Genomic DNA, 14,286 nt, shown 5'->3' on the forward strand with positions numbered 1-14,286 from the left:
CCAGGTACCGAATATCGGTGCCTGGACAGGCCATTTGCGTATCTCGAACCAACAGCCTGCGCGGTCAGTTGGATTTCTGCCTGATCAATGCAGGAATGAACCTAACCATCAGAAGCATGCCGAGCAGTTCAACAAGCGTTTGGGTGACCACAACGGTGGAAGCGAAAGCCAGTTCGACAGGCAAAGCCAATGCCAACGGCAGGACGACCAGGGAATTCCTCGTCACGCCACTGAAGGCAACCGCTCGCAGTGACTGTATGCCGAGCTTGAATATCCGCCCAATGGCCCAGGCGATGAACGCCATGAGCAAGATGAACAGCGCAAAAATCATGATGGCTTGGAAAAGGCTGCTTATCTGGGCGGCCACACCGTGGATTTGCGAACCGACGACACTGAACAAAGTTCCCATCATCAGGGGAACCATCAAGTAATCTGCCCAGTCCCCCACCACAGCAAATTCCGAATACTTGCGCGTAATCATCTGGGTGATTGCCGCGGCCGCCAGGGGAAGAACGATCAACCCCAGCAATGAGCGCACAAACGGTTCGGGTTCGATCAATCCGGTGGTCGCCGGGCCGGCAAAAAGATAGATGAAAACTGGCAGAAGCAGTACCTGCAAAACTAGCAGCAACGGAGTAGCTGCAAGTAGCTTGTGGCTATCTCCGCCAGCAAGACCTGTAAACACGATGACATAGTCAACGCACGGGGCAAGAAGGACCAGCAGGACCCCGAACAGCAGTGCTTTGTCGTGGGCGATGAAGCGGGTTAGAGCGAACACGACCAGAGGTACTGCCACAAAATTGGCGAGCATCAGGGCGCCCATGAAGCGAATGTCACCCAGTGCACCGGCCAACTTGGTCAGCGGCATGCTCAGGAACGTCGCATATAACAGCAGCGCCAGAAATGGATTGATCGCAGACTGCAGTGCCGGAGCAGCGGCTGGTAGAGCCAATCCGGTCAGAACACCAGTGGCAATAGCCAGGAGATAAAGCAAGATTTGGTGCGATTGCATCCTTGCGTACCCCGGCCAGCTGTTCATAGCTCCAATGCTAGGTGAAACGGGTGTCGGATCCTTAACCGCAGGCATGCTGCCACGGTGGACTCCCGTCCTGTGCGCGAAGAGACACTGCTAAGCAGAGCCCGCAGTTCTTCATCGGACTACGCGGAAACCTATGATGAGTACATGAAGGAAAGTATTCAAAAGTGGCCGCTCTGGGCTGCCATCGATTTGGTTCTGATCATTTTGTTCGCGCTGCTCGGACGCCGTGAACACGAACATGCGTTGAGCATTGTCGGCATCTTGATGACCGCGCTGCCGTTTTTGATTGCCTACGTGATCATGACCTTGCTCTCCAAGCCGAACAAGACGATCAATAAGCTCTTCCCTGTCGGACTGCTCGTATGGATCGGCACTGTGGCCTTGGGGCTGGCACTGCGCATAGCTCTTGGCTCCACCGCAGCTGTCCCGTTCATCATCGTCGCTTTCCTGGTGCTGGGCGCATTCTTGATGGGACGCCGCTTAGTCACCTCGCTCGTTGCCCGGAAGCTAAATAAGTAGCAGACCCAGCCCGTAGGAACCGGCTGCCACCAGGCCGCTGGAGAAGGTCCCCAGAATGAACTGTTCCGCCGCGCGGTGGTTCTTCAATTCCGAGAACCGTCCAAGCCCCTTCACGGCTAGCACGATGGCGATGCCTTCCGGCCAGCCTGCCCAGAGGCTTGCCACGATAGCGGTGCGTTCCAAGAGTCCGATCCACAGTCCACCACGCAGTGGCGAAGGGTCGGACTCTTCTTTAGCGAGCTCGACATCGTTTTTGGCAGCGAGCCGGAAAACGAGTTCAGTAAAGGGGCCACCGAAACTAATGGCGAATATGGAACTCAGGGCGATGGCGTAGACAGGCGCCAGCGGGCTCTGCTCCACCGCAGTCTGCGAAGCAGCTGCCAGCACGGCAGCGAGCAGGGCAAAGAAACCAGCCCCGACGGTGAGCCATTCGCGCGCACGAGCGCGTTTACCCATGGCATAGCCAAGGTAGGCACCGACGCACGCGATAACGGTCGCTAGGCTCAGACTCCCCCATGCGATCCAAACCATCTACTGCTCCTTAAGCATATTCAGCTGACGATTCAGCGACTTGGCAGCTTCATCCATCATCCGGTTCGCTTCAAACCATAGCGCCGCGGACAGACGAGAAGAGACAGCTTGCTGGGTGATTCCCAATTCTTTGGCAATCTCTTGCTGGGTCATGCCCTCATCGGCCAGGGTGCCAGCTTCCCACGCTGTGGCCCGGCGCTTGGAGACTATGCAAGCGGTCAATTGGAGCTCTGCTTCGAGCCGGGTAGCTTCATGCGATGGACCGTGGACCGCAAGGTGCGCATTGGTGTTCTTTGCGCGCTCTACCGCGACGCGGGCAAATTCAAAGGCCGGGCCGCGGCCGGCACGCGTTTCCTCAGGTAGTGGAGTTTCAACTTGGCCGAAGCCCAGTCCGACACTCCAGTCCCCCGAAGCTGCCATCATCACTGCCAAGCGAATGGCTTCATTCGCGTCATCCAAGACAGCCTGGACTTCGTCTCCGGCCGTACGCTGAAATGGACGAACCACGGATACCGTGGCGTTGGCTTGCTTGACTAGGGCCTCCACCTTGTCTTCAGTGGAACGGGAACGGCGCTGGTCAATGGTCAAGACAATCATGGAACAATTATAAAACATTGTAAGACTCGATACAAATTAGAACCATTGTATATTGCTAAGTCGAGTGATTTTCCCATGCCTCTGATCTTCTGCTTTTCGACTAGAGTTGAGTACAGATCAACCGTCTCTTGGCAGGCGATAAGTTAGAACGGAAAGGGCACAGTGATGGTCACCGCATTCGTCATGATTCAGACGGCAACTGACAGTATCCCAGAGTGCGCACAGCAGATCTCTGCAATCTCGGGTATCAGCGAGGTGTACTCGGTCGCTGGCGACTGGGATTTGATTGCAATTGCACGAGTTAACAAGCACGAAGACCTGGCTGAAGTCATTGCGAACAAGCTATCCAAGATCCAGGGCATCCGCGGCACCCAGACGCATATCGCGTTCCGCGCTTACTCCGAGCACGATCTTGAAGCTGCTTTTTCCCTCGGACTAGGCGACTAGCAACAAGTACAAAAGCTAAAGCCGGCCTTTGGTTCACGATTGTAAAGTCGTGAACCAAAGGCCGGCTTTGTTGCCAGCCAGTTGGGGTTACTCCCCTACGATTGCCTGCGTGGTTGATGCCCAGGAATCCAAGGTTGCCTTCGCAGCTCCTGAATCAATGGACTGAGCTGCCTTCTCAATGGCCAGGCGCATGCGATCTTCGAAGCTACCTTCAGCGCCATTGGCGTAAGCGACCATTCCGGCTGCCGCATTGAGCAGAACGGCATCGCGTACTGGTCCGGTGGCTCCATCGACAATCTCGCGGACAACGCCTGCGTTATGTAGGGCATCGCCACCGCGTAGATCGTCGAGCGTCGCCCGGGCAATCCCCACGTCTTGGGCGTCAAAAGTGAATTCAGAGACTTTGCCGTCGCGAACTTCCCACACACGGTTAGGCGCGGTCGTGGTCAATTCATCCAGTCCGTCGTCCCCGCGGAATACCAGTCCACGCACGTTGCGGCTTGCCAAGACGCCGGCCATGATCGGTGCCATGGTCGCATCGGAGCAGCCGATCGCTGAAGCGCTTGGCAAGGCCGGGTTGGTCAATGGGCCCATGAAGTTGAAAGCGGTTGGTACGCGCAATTGGCGTCGCGCACCGGCAACGTGGCGCATAGAGGGATGGAAGACGTTGGCGAAGCAGAACGCAATTCCAACCTTGTTGTACACCTCTACAAGGCGCTCAATTGGTACTTCCAGGCGGACCCCCAATGCTTCGAGGACATCGGCGGAACCGGACGACGAAGAGGAGGCTCGGTTCCCGTGTTTAACGATGTTCACTCCGGCGCCAGCGCAGACCAGAGTGGACATTGTCGAGATGTTGACGGTGTTCTGACGGTCACCACCGGTGCCAACAATGTCTAAAGTTTGTGCATCAATACTCAAGGGGCGCGCATTTGCCACCATGGAGTCCACCAGGCCTGTCAATTCGGCGACGGTTTCGCCCTTGGAACGCAGTGCAACCAAGAAGCCGGCAATCTGTACGTCGCTTGCCTCGCCGGACATGATCTCATTCATTGCCCAAGCGGCCTGTTCGCGGCTGAGATCGCCACCGGTAATCAGGGTGGCCAATAGATCTGGCCACGTCGGGAACTTTTCGTTTACAAGGCTCGTTGACACATGAGAAAGCCTATCGAGATACCTGCTGGCTGACCCAATTCATGTCGTTAGATGATGTGGCTCAGATCGCTAAAAACGCCTTGTTTCTAGGGTTAAATAGGCCACATTTGTGTTGCGTATATGAATGTTTCGTAAGACTCGCCGGTTCAAGCTCTACGAATTGTAGAAAGAGTTTTCTCTGTACTTCCGCATGTTTCCGCGGATGTTGCCAGCATGTGGCGCAAAAAACCTCCACGAACCCGCTTTTGCATTGGTATCTGAGGGGCATTTAGAGACATAATGTCAGTGTGACAACTGCGACTCATGCCCCAAATACGACGGCGCCACATGCGCCGAACCGCCCAAACATGGTGTCGGTGGGAACGATGGTGTGGCTCTCCAGCGAGCTCATGTTCTTCGCCGCCCTCTTCGCCATGTACTTCAGCCTCCGGGCTGCCGCGCCCGAACTCTGGGCGAATGAAACTGCCAAGCTCAACGTACCGTTCGCGCTGGTTAACACCATCATCTTGGTGTCCAGCTCGTTCTCGTGCCAGCTAGGCGTGTTCCGTGCCGAAGAATTCAAGCCTCGCCGTACCGGTGGGATTTTCAACTTCAAGGAATGGGGAATGATTGAATGGTTCATTCTGACCTTCTTCCTTGGAGCGATCTTCGTTTCGGTCCAGGCCTACGAATACGCTGTCCTCGTTAGCGAGGGCGTGGCATTCAACTCGAACTCCTACGCTTCGGCCTTCTACATTACGACCGGCTTCCACGGCATTCACGTCGCTGGTGGTCTGATTGCATTCTTGCTGATCATTGGTCGTGCGATGCTGGCTAAGAAGTTTGGTCACTTCGAAGCAACCGGCTCCATCGTTGTGTCCTACTACTGGCACTTCGTTGACGTTGTTTGGATCGCCCTGTTCGCGATCATCTACTTCTTGAAGTAGCAACTTGAATTCATTAGTTGCCTCAACAAGAAGTTCGGCAACACCACACCAAAGAAACTAAGTGAGGAACCAGCAAGTGAAGGCTCTTTCGAAAAAGCGCCGCCACCCGCTCGCCGCTGTGGCCCTGCTTCTGTTCGGATTGCTGATTACCGGCAGTCTCTACACTGCAGCGGGTAACATCAGCGAAGCTAAGGCAGCTGAGACCACTACGGCATCGCAGGCCGATGTCGAAGAAGGTCAGAAGCTTTTCGTCGCCAACTGCGCTACTTGCCACGGCATGAATGCTGAAGGCTCCGACTCCGGTCCATCGCTGATCGGCGTAGGCGCGGCTTCTGTTGACTTCCAGGTCGGCACCGGCCGTATGCCAATGCAGATGCAGGGCCCACAGGCCCAGGTCAAGCCAGTACAGTTCGACGACGAGCAGATCTCCCAGCTGGCAGCGTATGTCGCTAGCTTGGGTGCAGGCCCAGCGATCCCTGATGAGGAATACCTGGACACCACCCAGGGCGACGCCGCTCATGGCGGCACCGTCTTCCGTGTGAACTGCGCAATGTGCCACAACGCGGCTGCTGCCGGTGGCGCACTGACCCGCGGTAAGTTCGCACCAACCCTGAGCGGTGTATCCGAAAAGCACATCTACGAAGCGATGGCTACCGGCCCACAGAACATGCCCGTGTTCAACGACTCGAACATCACCCCTGAAGAGAAGCGTGACGTAATCACCTTCTTGAAGACCATTGAAGCCAATGGTTCTGCTGGCGGTGCAGCCCTGGGCTCCTTGGGTCCAGTTGCTGAAGGCCTGTTCACCTGGACCGCAGGTCTGGGTATCATCATTGCCTTCACCATTTGGTTGACCTCGCGTCCTTCCTAAGGCAAACCACGGCCCCGGCCGTAACCATCACTACGTACATAAATTCCTAACAGAAGGATGAGAGAGAAACATGGGCGACCATAGTCACGGCAGTCCCGAAAACTCGGGCACCGTTGCTAAGGCTGACGATGTAGCTCAGGATCGTTTCCCAGATCCGGGCCTACCACCGCATCGTCCGCGTCTCGCAGACCGCGATCCGCGCGCAGCCAAGCGACATGAGCGTCAAGTAGCGCTCCTATTTACCATCTCCATCATCGGCACGCTCTTCTTCTTCGTGGCCTACTTCGTCCTGGGCCACCTGGGCGAGATGACTTTCGCTGAACTGCGTGTGCAGAACGCTGCACTGGGACTGGGCACCGCCTTCGCGATGCTCGGTATCGGTGTAGGTATTGTTCACTGGGCCAAGACCCTGATGCCGGATCACGAGCTCATGGAAATGCGCCACGAGATCCGCTCGGAAGAAGATCGCCAGGATGCCGTTGAGATCATCGATACCGTACTCGAAGAATCCGGCATCAAGCGTCGTCCGCTGATCCGCAACACCCTGATTGGTGCCATCGCATTGGCTCCAATTCCGGCAATCTTCATGTTCCGCGATCTGGACCGTACCGGTAACACCGCGCACCAGATGATCGATTCCCTGCGCCACACCATGTGGGACAAGGGCATCCGTCTGACCCGCGACCCATCCGGTACCCCGATCAAGGCTTCGGATGTGCAGATCGGTTCCGCATTCCACGTGATTCCAGAAGGTCTGAACGAGACCGAGCACCCGCTGAACGAAAAGGCCAAGGCCGTTGTTCTGCTGATGCGCATGGATCCAGCGGAAATGCAGATCTCCGAGGGACGCGAAACCTGGAACGTTGACGGCATCGTCGCCTACTCCAAGATTTGCACCCACGTTGGTTGCCCGATTGCCCTGTACGAGCAGCACACCCACCACCTGTTGTGCCCATGCCACCAGTCGACCTTCGACCTGACGCAGGAATGCAAGGTCATCTTCGGCCCAGCTGGTCACGCACTGCCACAGCTGCCAATTACCGTGGACTCCGAGGGCTACCTGGTAGCTCAGAGCGATTTCCATGAGCCAGTTGGCCCGTCCTACTGGGAGCGTGGTTAATCATGACGACGACTAACGAATACCAGGCATCGACCGCTACCGGTCGCATCGCCAACTTCGTGGATTCCCGCGTCGGCGCTTCGGGCATGGTCAAGGAATTCGGTCGTAAGATCTTCCCTGACCACTGGTCGTTCATGTTCGGCGAAGTGGCAATGTACACCTTCGTACTGCTGCTGCTCTCGGGCACCTTCCTGACCTTCTTCTTCGATCCGTCGATGGCTCACGTCATCTACAACGGCTCGTACGTACCGATGAAGGGTATCGGCATGTCGACGGCTATGGCCTCGACCATGGATATCTCCTTCGACGTACGCGGCGGCCTGTTCATGCGACAGGTACACCACTGGTCGGCACTGCTGTTCGTTGCTTCCCTGTCCGTGCACATGCTGCGCGTATTCTTCACCGGCGCATTCCGTCGCCCACGTGAACTGAACTGGGTTGTCGGCGGCGTGCTGCTGATCATGGGTCTTGCTGCTGGCTTCACCGGCTACTCCCTGCCAGATGATCTGCTTTCCGGTAACGGTCTGCGCATTATCGATGGCGTCATGAAGGCACTGCCTATCGTTGGCACCTACCTGTCGATGTTCTTCTTCGGCGGCGAGTTCCCTGGCGATGACGTGATTCCGCGACTGTACTCGTTGCACATCATGATTGTTCCTGCGGTCATCATCTTGCTGATCGTTGTGCACCTGTTCATGGTCGTGACCCACAAGCACACCCAGTACCCTGGCCCAGGCCGCACCAACGACAACGTTGTTGGCTTCCCTGTTGGTCCGGTATACGCAGCTAAGGCCGGTGGATTCTTCTTCATCGTCTTCGGTATCGTGGCATTCATCGCTGGCGTGTTCCAGATCAACCCGGTATGGAACTACGGTCCATACGACCCATCCCCTGTTTCGGCTGGTACCCAGCCGGACTGGTACATCGGTTTCGTTGACGGCGCTCTGCGCTTGATGCCTGGTTACCTGGGCAACTTCAGCTTCGAGTGGATCATTCCGTTCCCATGGGGCGACAACACCCTGGTGATGTCGGTCCTGCTGCCAGCTCTGGTTCCTGCAGGCGCACTGTTCGCAGTGATGTTCGCATGGCCATGGATCGAACGTTGGATCACCAAGGACAACCGCGAGCACCACTTGCTCGATCGTCCACGCAACGCTCCATTCCGTACCGCGGTTGGCGCTGCCGGCGTAGTCTTCTACTGCGTCATGTGGGCTGCGGCATCCTCCGACTTGATCGCGACCCACTTCCATGTGTCGCTGAACGACGTCACCTACTGGCTGCGTACGCTGTTCTTCCTGGGCCCAATCTTCGCTTTCTGGTTGACCCGCCGTATCTGCCTGTCGCTGCAGCGCAAGGATCGCGAGATCGTCTTGCACGGCCGCGAAGCCGGCATCATCCAGATGTCCCCTGAGGGTGGCTTCTCGGAGAAGCACGAGGAAGTTGACGTTTACAAGCGTTACCTGCTGACCAACTACGTTGATCGCCAGTACATTCCGGCTCAGCCTGATGCCGCAGGACACGTCTCCGGTTCGGAGAAGCGTCGTGCAGCAATCTCGAAGTTCTTCTTCGAAGATCGTGTTGCCCCAGTTACCCCATCGGAGCTGGAAGCTGCTCACGCAGCCCACGGCCACCATGAGGTCGAGGGTGACAAGCAGGACGCAGTTCAGAAGTAATCTCGACTCGCGTTAGTCACAAAAGGAGGGACACACCGCAAGGTGTGTCCCTCCTTTCGTGTATCCATCCACTGTTAGGCATTACAAGCTCCGTCGGAAGCCCTGCAGTGGCGTAGCTGAACTTCGTGCTCAACTCTGGCTAATCCATCGCCTCAGATCAGCTCCCAGCGCCGCCTCTTCTTTACACGCCGGTTCCAAGCACCGCGGCCACCCCATGTCATTGCTCGAGAGCCAACCAGCTTCCCTGTACAAATCGGGCTGAGACATCTCCAACCCCCGAATGAGGGCCGCACATAAACTTGGTTTTTGTCCAGGCGTTGGATCGAGCCTTTCCGGCTAGGCGGCCCCCCTATGCACGCGTTGCTTGCTGGGCGCGACTACCCGCAACACAAACGCAGCGGGAGCCAGTAGTGCGATGTCGGGCAACCCGCGTTGCCGGCTCAGTTCAGAGCCGCAGGCAGAAGCAGCATGATCTAGGCGCCAGTTTGGCCGACGCGTTGGGATGGCCGGATCAAAAGGCATCGGTAATGGGGCCATCTGCCTGCTCCGTGGCACACCAAAGAAGGCCCGAGGAATCTATGAGCTCGCGACCACTGCCCGAGGATAACTAGCATTCAGTGAGCTGCAGCTTTGTGCGGTGAGACCGCAACCAGTGAAGTGCGCCAAGGTCGAGGCAATTAGAGTACAGGGAAACATCGCAGGGCAAGTGGCTTAGGTGGATAAGACAGCTCACTCCCCTGTTCTTCGCCCACCAGAATCCCTTGTGGAGCACTCTAAGAGCTGGGCTGGCCTAGAAGGTGTCTGTGTACCGCGGAGTACGTGTACCCACGCGCTGCAGCGGCACGAAGAGCTTGTAACGGTCTGAACGGTAGAGCGACACCGAGTAGTCGGCTAGGCGGTCGCCAATGTAGGCGTACCGAGTGATCTGTAGTAGCGGGAAGCCCGGTTCGACTCCCAAGAGCACCGCCTGTTTTTTGCTGGCTGCCGTGCTTTCCACTTGGTCCTCGCCCCACTCGAGCAAGATGCCATAGCGTTCGTGCAGTGCCTGGTAGAGCTTTGAGGGCGGTTCGCCATCCACGAAGCCTGGCACAAGGTCCGCGGGCATGTAGTTCTCATCCAAGCTCATCGGAGTGCCATCGGCCAGCAGCAGTCGTTTGAACTGGACCACGGGAGTGCCCTCGTCCAGCATCAGCTGCGAAGCCAGGCTCGCCCCTGCCTTGATCTCAGCAAATTCCAGCACATGGGCATCGGGAACCATGCCACGGCGCATCATGTCTTCAGAGTAGGAATGCAGGCGAACGCGCAGATCCAGTTTTTCGGGCACGACGAAAGTGCCGATACCCACTACGCGCTTGAGCACCTGTTCATCGACCAGGGCGTCGATGGCCTGGCGGATGGTCTTGCGCGCTACCGAGAAGTGTTCGGCCAGCACGCGTTCTGGTGGAAGCTTGTAGCCCGGTTTGCACGCTTCGCGTGCGTGGGTTTTCAAGATCTCCCGAATCTGGCGGTACTTGCTTTGCTTGCTTGTGGGATCAAGGTGCGCCTGGACATCTGGCTGCGGTGCGTGGCGCATGGTGCTTCTCCTCGAGCTAAGTTTCTTCACGGTTCGCCGTTGCAGAAAAACCGTTGTTAAAAGACTAACGGGGTGGCAAGCAAAATTGCTTGCCACCCCGTCAGGGTTACTGCTTAGTGAGCGTGATCGCCACGGCTGTATTCGTAAACCCAGCCGGTAACGCCAACGACTGCCAGTCCGGCGCCGATGAAGAAGACCCACCAGCCAACAGCCAGGCCAAGGAAGCCAATTGCTGCAGCCGAAGCCAGGACCAATGGCCACCAGCTCCATGGGGAGAACATTCCGATATCACCGGCGTTCTCGTGGATTTCGCCATCCACGCGGTCTTCTGGACGATTGCCAACGCGCTTGGCGGTGAACAGCAGGTAGCCGCCAACCATGAGGCACAGGCCAACCAGCATCAGCAGTGCTAGGAAGCCAACCCATTCGTTCCAGTTGGTCATGTAACCGTAAACGATGGCTACAGGAGTGAAGAAGAAAACTCCACCCAGGAAAATCCAGGATTCAACCTTCATCGTTACACGTCCTTTTGATCAGCTGGTCCGAAGATCTTCGCAACAGGTGCTTCCGGAGTAATACGTCCGGTCAGCTCCGGGTGGTGCAGGTCCAGAGCTGGACGCTCCGAACGGATGCGAGGAATCGAGTGGAAGTTGTGACGTGGTGGAGGGCAAGAGGTTGCCCACTCCAGCGAAGCGCCGAAGCCCCATGGATCGTCAACTTCAACCTTCTTGCCGTTACGGTGGGTAACCCACACGTTCCAGAAGAATGGAATCATCGATGCACCCAGGATGAATGCGAACACGGTCGAAACCTGGTTCATGGTGGTGAACCCGTCTTCTGGCATGTAGTCAGCGTAACGACGTGGCATACCCATGACGCCCAACCAGTGCTGGATCAAGAAGGTGCCGTGGAAGCCGATGAACAGCAACCAGAAGTGGATCTTGCCAAGGCGCTCGTTGAGCATCTTGCCAGTCCACTTTGGCCACCAGAAGTAGAAGCCAGCGAACATTGCGAATACCACGGTGCCGAAGACTACGTAGTGGAAGTGAGCAACCACGAAGTAGGTATCCGAAACGTGGAAGTCCAGGACAGGAGCCGACAGGATAATACCGGTCAGGCCACCGAACAGGAAGGTGATCATGAAGCCCATGCTCCAGAGCATTGGGGTTTCAAACGTGATCGAGCCGCGCCACAGGGTACCGATCCAGTTGAAGAACTTCACACCGGTTGGAACTGCGATCAGCATGGTCATGAAGCCGAAGAACGGCAGCATTACCGAGCCGGTGACGTACATGTGGTGTGCCCACACGGAAACCGACAGTGCAGCAATCGAGATGGTAGCGAAGACCAGGCCCTTGTAGCCGAAGATCGGCTTGCGGGCGAACACTGGGAAGATCTCAGAGACGATGCCGAAGAACGGCAGCGCAATGATGTAAACCTCTGGGTGGCCGAAGAACCAGAACAGGTGCTGCCACAGTACGGCGCCACCGTTATCAGGATCGAAGATGTGCGCACCGAAGCGGCGGTCGGCACCCAAAGCGAACAGCGCAGCTGCCAGCGGTGGGAAGGCCATCAGGACCAGCAACGAGGTGATCAGGGTGTTCCACGAGAAGATCGACATGCGCCACATGGTCATACCAGGGGCACGCAGGCAGATGATCGTGGTGATGAAGTTGACGGCGCCAAGAATGGTACCGAAGCCCGACAGTGCAAGGCCGAAGACCCAGAGGTCTCCACCAATACCTGGCGAGAAGGTGGTGTTCGACAGCGGAGCGTAAGCGAACCAACCGAAGCTAGCTGCACCCTGAGGGGTCAGGTAGCCGGCCAGAGCGATCATCGAACCCAGCGAGAAGAACCAGAAAGCCAAGGCGTTCAGACGTGGGAAGGCCACATCCGGGGAACCAATCTGCAGAGGCATCATGACGTTGGCGAAACCTGCGAACAGCGGGGTTGCGAACATCAGGAGCATGACAGTGCCGTGCATGGTGAACAGCTGGTTGTACTGTTCCTTGGTCTGCAGGATCTGCATACCTGGTTCGAACAGCTCTGCACGAATCAGCAACGCCATAACGCCACCGACGCAGAACAGGATGAACGAGCTGATCAGGTACATGTACCCGATCTTCTTGTGGTCGGTCGAAGTGATGTAGTCGACGAACAGACGACCCTTGGACTTCGGCACTACGGCTGGGGCAATCGACTTTGCGTCGTCAGTTGCATATTCAAACGTTGTCATGATTACTCTCCTTCCCCGTGCTCTACTACTACTCCGTTGACGACGTCAGGCTGACGATCGTACTCTTCACCCAGATGTCCATCTTCCATCTTGGCCAGCTGAGCCTTGAATTCAGACTCATTGACAACCTCGACGTTGAAGAGCATCTCCGAGTGGTACTCGCCGCAAAGCTCGGCGCACTTACCGTCGTAGCTACCCTCAACCTGTGGAGTCAGGTAGATGTAGTTGGTCTTGCCCGGGATCATGTCCAGCTTCTGCAAGAAGGCTGGAACCCAGAAGGAGTGAATGACGTCGCGGCTATTGAGCTCCAGGGTGACCGACTTGCCAGCTGGCAGGTACAAGGTTGGCAGTTCTTCGCGAACGCCTTCCGAGCCATCGGTGTTCAAGTGAGCCTGTTCGCCCGCGTAGTACTTCTCAGTGCCCTGGTAGCTGTAGTTGAAGTCCCAAGACCACTGCTTGGCTCGGACGTCTACTACAACCTCAGAATCAACAGGGGTGTTGATCTGCTTTTCCAGGTTGTTGTTAAAGCTAAAGAAGACCAGAACAAGGACCAAAGGAATGGCCGTGTAGAAGATCTCCAATGGCAGGTTGTAGCTCAGCTGACGCGGGTAACCCGTATCGTTCTTGCGGCGGCGGTAGGCGATGACGCACCAAAGCATCAATCCCCAGGTCAATACGCCGATGACGATAACAGCGATCCACGAGTTAACCCAGAAATCCTGAATTGCGCCCGTGTGGTTAGTGGTGTCACGCTCCACGTTTGGGAGCCAACCGCGTTTTGCCTCCGCTGAACATCCCGTCAGCAGCAATGCGCCAGTGCCGACTAAAGCCAGTACTTTGGCTTTAGCGGACCCACGACTGCCGGTTCGGTCTTGCGAACTCACAGACGGCCCTTCCTCTTTGTTGGTGCAGAATGTGGTCTTCATAAGTCACCTCGTGGTTTAAACGAGTTGCACGGTGAGGTGGCTCACGAAGGGAAACATAGTTTTACTACTTAATGTAGAGCTTACCCTCTTTGGGGTCAGAATGCCGAAAAACGCCGCTGTACTAACGAGAAATTTCTTCAACGTTTGAACAGCGGCGTTAGTTCCCTACGGCCTAGTGGAAGGAATCTCCACAGGCGCAGGATCCGGATGCGGCAGGGTTGTCGATGGTGAAGCCCTGCTTCGAGATGGTGTCCTCGAAATCGATCGAGGCACCTGCGAGGTAAGGGACGCTCATCTTGTCAACGATGACCTCAACGCCATCGAACTCGCGGACTGCGTCACCTTCGAGCATGCGCTCATCGAAGTAAAGCTGGTAAATCAGGCCCGAGCAGCCGCCTGGCTGTACGGCAATGCGCAGACGAAGATCATCGCGACCTTCCTGTTCCAGAAGTGAGCGCACCTTCTCGGCTGCCACGTTGGAAATGTTTACCTCGTGGGTTGGCACCTCGGTTGGGTCGCCCTTGGTCTGTTCAACAGATGCAGTCATGATTTTCCTCCCATACTGCTCGATGCGGTACCAAGTTCCAGCTTTGTTACTGCAACTGGTACCCCTGTTCTTACTTCTATCCTACGTCGCGAAGCCTAGGATTTCTCCCCCTGCGTCACGTCGTAT

Annotated in this window: 15 protein-coding genes; 6 read left to right on the forward strand and 9 right to left on the reverse strand. The window is 56.6% G+C overall.

Going from position 1 to position 14,286, the window contains the following annotated elements; genetic code table 11:
* Nucleotides 1–64: 64 nt before the first annotated feature.
* Nucleotides 65–1,039, reverse strand: coding sequence for an arsenic resistance protein (locus AB4Y71_RS10040; RefSeq protein ID WP_441720123.1), 975 nt, complete (start codon nt 1,037–1,039; stop codon nt 65–67).
* A gap of 144 nt (nt 1,040–1,183) precedes the next feature.
* On the opposite strand from AB4Y71_RS10040, the gene AB4Y71_RS10045 reads away from it, so the two are divergent.
* Nucleotides 1,184–1,558, forward strand: a complete 375-nt coding sequence (locus AB4Y71_RS10045; protein ID WP_013349003.1) for a DUF3054 domain-containing protein — start codon at nt 1,184–1,186, stop codon at nt 1,556–1,558.
* On the opposite strand, the gene AB4Y71_RS10050 is transcribed toward AB4Y71_RS10045, so the two are convergent.
* Together AB4Y71_RS10050 and AB4Y71_RS10055 are read right to left on the reverse strand one after the other, a co-directional pair.
* Entirely contained in the window at nt 1,547–2,089 is a 543-nt protein-coding gene (locus tag AB4Y71_RS10050; protein WP_441691335.1) for a hypothetical protein, read from the reverse strand. The genes AB4Y71_RS10045 and AB4Y71_RS10050 overlap by 12 nt on opposite strands.
* Entirely contained in the window at nt 2,090–2,686 is a 597-nt protein-coding gene (locus AB4Y71_RS10055; protein ID WP_013349005.1) for a sigma factor-like helix-turn-helix DNA-binding protein, read from the reverse strand.
* Between the two features lie 165 nt (nt 2,687–2,851).
* Between AB4Y71_RS10055 and AB4Y71_RS10060 the strand changes: the two genes are divergently transcribed.
* Nucleotides 2,852–3,133 (forward strand): Lrp/AsnC family transcriptional regulator, encoded by a 282-nt coding sequence (locus tag AB4Y71_RS10060; protein ID WP_041648761.1) that lies wholly within the window; start codon nt 2,852–2,854, stop codon nt 3,131–3,133.
* A gap of 87 nt (nt 3,134–3,220) precedes the next feature.
* On the opposite strand, the gene trpD is transcribed toward AB4Y71_RS10060, so the two are convergent.
* Complete coding sequence (gene trpD / locus AB4Y71_RS10065; RefSeq protein WP_441720126.1) at nt 3,221–4,288, reverse strand: anthranilate phosphoribosyltransferase; 1,068 nt, start codon at nt 4,286–4,288, stop codon at nt 3,221–3,223.
* 287 nt (nt 4,289–4,575) lie between these two features.
* Here trpD and ctaE point away from each other — a divergent pair, with 287 nt between their 5' ends.
* From ctaE to qcrB, 4 genes are all read left to right on the forward strand, one after another.
* Nucleotides 4,576–5,214 (forward strand): aa3-type cytochrome oxidase subunit III, encoded by a 639-nt coding sequence (ctaE, locus tag AB4Y71_RS10070; protein ID WP_013349008.1) that lies wholly within the window; start codon nt 4,576–4,578, stop codon nt 5,212–5,214.
* Nucleotides 5,215–5,290: 76 nt separating this feature from the next.
* Nucleotides 5,291–6,085 carry a cytochrome bc1 complex diheme cytochrome c subunit gene (qcrC, locus tag AB4Y71_RS10075; RefSeq protein WP_134780134.1) on the forward strand — a complete coding sequence of 265 codons (795 nt, stop codon included), beginning with the start codon at nt 5,291–5,293 and terminating at the stop codon, nt 6,083–6,085.
* Between the two features lie 70 nt (nt 6,086–6,155).
* The gene (gene qcrA, locus AB4Y71_RS10080) at nt 6,156–7,205 is read left to right on the forward strand and encodes a cytochrome bc1 complex Rieske iron-sulfur subunit (RefSeq protein WP_013349010.1); all 1,050 of its coding nucleotides are present in this window, start codon (nt 6,156–6,158) and stop codon (nt 7,203–7,205) included.
* 2 nt (nt 7,206–7,207) lie between these two features.
* A complete protein-coding gene (qcrB, locus tag AB4Y71_RS10085; protein ID WP_441720128.1) occupies nt 7,208–8,878 on the forward strand; it encodes a cytochrome bc1 complex cytochrome b subunit in 1,671 nt (556 codons plus the stop codon).
* A gap of 790 nt (nt 8,879–9,668) precedes the next feature.
* On the opposite strand, the gene AB4Y71_RS10090 is transcribed toward qcrB, so the two are convergent.
* The 5 genes from AB4Y71_RS10090 to AB4Y71_RS10110 all read right to left on the reverse strand — a co-directional run bounded on the left by AB4Y71_RS10090 (nt 9,669) and on the right by AB4Y71_RS10110 (nt 14,160).
* Entirely contained in the window at nt 9,669–10,451 is a 783-nt protein-coding gene (locus AB4Y71_RS10090) for a GntR family transcriptional regulator (protein WP_013349012.1), read from the reverse strand.
* 113 nt (nt 10,452–10,564) lie between these two features.
* The gene (locus tag AB4Y71_RS10095) at nt 10,565–10,966 is read right to left on the reverse strand and encodes a cytochrome c oxidase subunit 4 (RefSeq protein ID WP_013349013.1); all 402 of its coding nucleotides are present in this window, start codon (nt 10,964–10,966) and stop codon (nt 10,565–10,567) included.
* 2 nt (nt 10,967–10,968) lie between these two features.
* The gene (gene ctaD, locus AB4Y71_RS10100; RefSeq protein ID WP_134780131.1) at nt 10,969–12,687 is read right to left on the reverse strand and encodes an aa3-type cytochrome oxidase subunit I; all 1,719 of its coding nucleotides are present in this window, start codon (nt 12,685–12,687) and stop codon (nt 10,969–10,971) included.
* Nucleotides 12,688–12,689: 2 nt separating this feature from the next.
* Complete coding sequence (gene ctaC, locus AB4Y71_RS10105) at nt 12,690–13,571, reverse strand: aa3-type cytochrome oxidase subunit II (RefSeq protein ID WP_134780130.1); 882 nt, start codon at nt 13,569–13,571, stop codon at nt 12,690–12,692.
* A gap of 214 nt (nt 13,572–13,785) precedes the next feature.
* Nucleotides 13,786–14,160, reverse strand: a complete 375-nt coding sequence (locus tag AB4Y71_RS10110; protein ID WP_441720132.1) for a HesB/IscA family protein — start codon at nt 14,158–14,160, stop codon at nt 13,786–13,788.
* Nucleotides 14,161–14,286 lie beyond the last annotated feature (126 nt).

The sequence above is a fragment of the Glutamicibacter sp. MCAF14 genome, assembly GCF_052114325.1.
Lineage (GTDB): Bacteria > Actinomycetota > Actinomycetes > Actinomycetales > Micrococcaceae > Glutamicibacter > Glutamicibacter arilaitensis.

What these genes read in the sequence shown, in the direction of transcription:
- AB4Y71_RS10050 (WP_441691335.1), bottom strand. Translation starts at nt 2,089, where the DNA reads ATGGTTTGGATCGCATGGGGGAGTCTGAGCCTAGCGACCGTTATCGCG.
- AB4Y71_RS10095 (WP_013349013.1), bottom strand. Translation starts at nt 10,966, where the DNA reads ATGAAGGTTGAATCCTGGATTTTCCTGGGTGGAGTTTTCTTCTTCACT.
- AB4Y71_RS10040 (WP_441720123.1), bottom strand. Translation starts at nt 1,039, where the DNA reads ATGAACAGCTGGCCGGGGTACGCAAGGATGCAATCGCACCAAATCTTG.
- ctaD (WP_134780131.1), bottom strand. Translation starts at nt 12,687, where the DNA reads ATGACAACGTTTGAATATGCAACTGACGACGCAAAGTCGATTGCCCCA.
- AB4Y71_RS10055 (WP_013349005.1), bottom strand. Translation starts at nt 2,686, where the DNA reads ATGATTGTCTTGACCATTGACCAGCGCCGTTCCCGTTCCACTGAAGAC.
- qcrA (WP_013349010.1), top strand. Translation starts at nt 6,156, where the DNA reads ATGGGCGACCATAGTCACGGCAGTCCCGAAAACTCGGGCACCGTTGCT.
- qcrB (WP_441720128.1), top strand. Translation starts at nt 7,208, where the DNA reads ATGACGACGACTAACGAATACCAGGCATCGACCGCTACCGGTCGCATC.
- AB4Y71_RS10110 (WP_441720132.1), bottom strand. Translation starts at nt 14,160, where the DNA reads ATGACTGCATCTGTTGAACAGACCAAGGGCGACCCAACCGAGGTGCCA.
- AB4Y71_RS10090 (WP_013349012.1), bottom strand. Translation starts at nt 10,451, where the DNA reads ATGCGCCACGCACCGCAGCCAGATGTCCAGGCGCACCTTGATCCCACA.
- AB4Y71_RS10060 (WP_041648761.1), top strand. Translation starts at nt 2,852, where the DNA reads ATGGTCACCGCATTCGTCATGATTCAGACGGCAACTGACAGTATCCCA.
- AB4Y71_RS10045 (WP_013349003.1), top strand. Translation starts at nt 1,184, where the DNA reads ATGAAGGAAAGTATTCAAAAGTGGCCGCTCTGGGCTGCCATCGATTTG.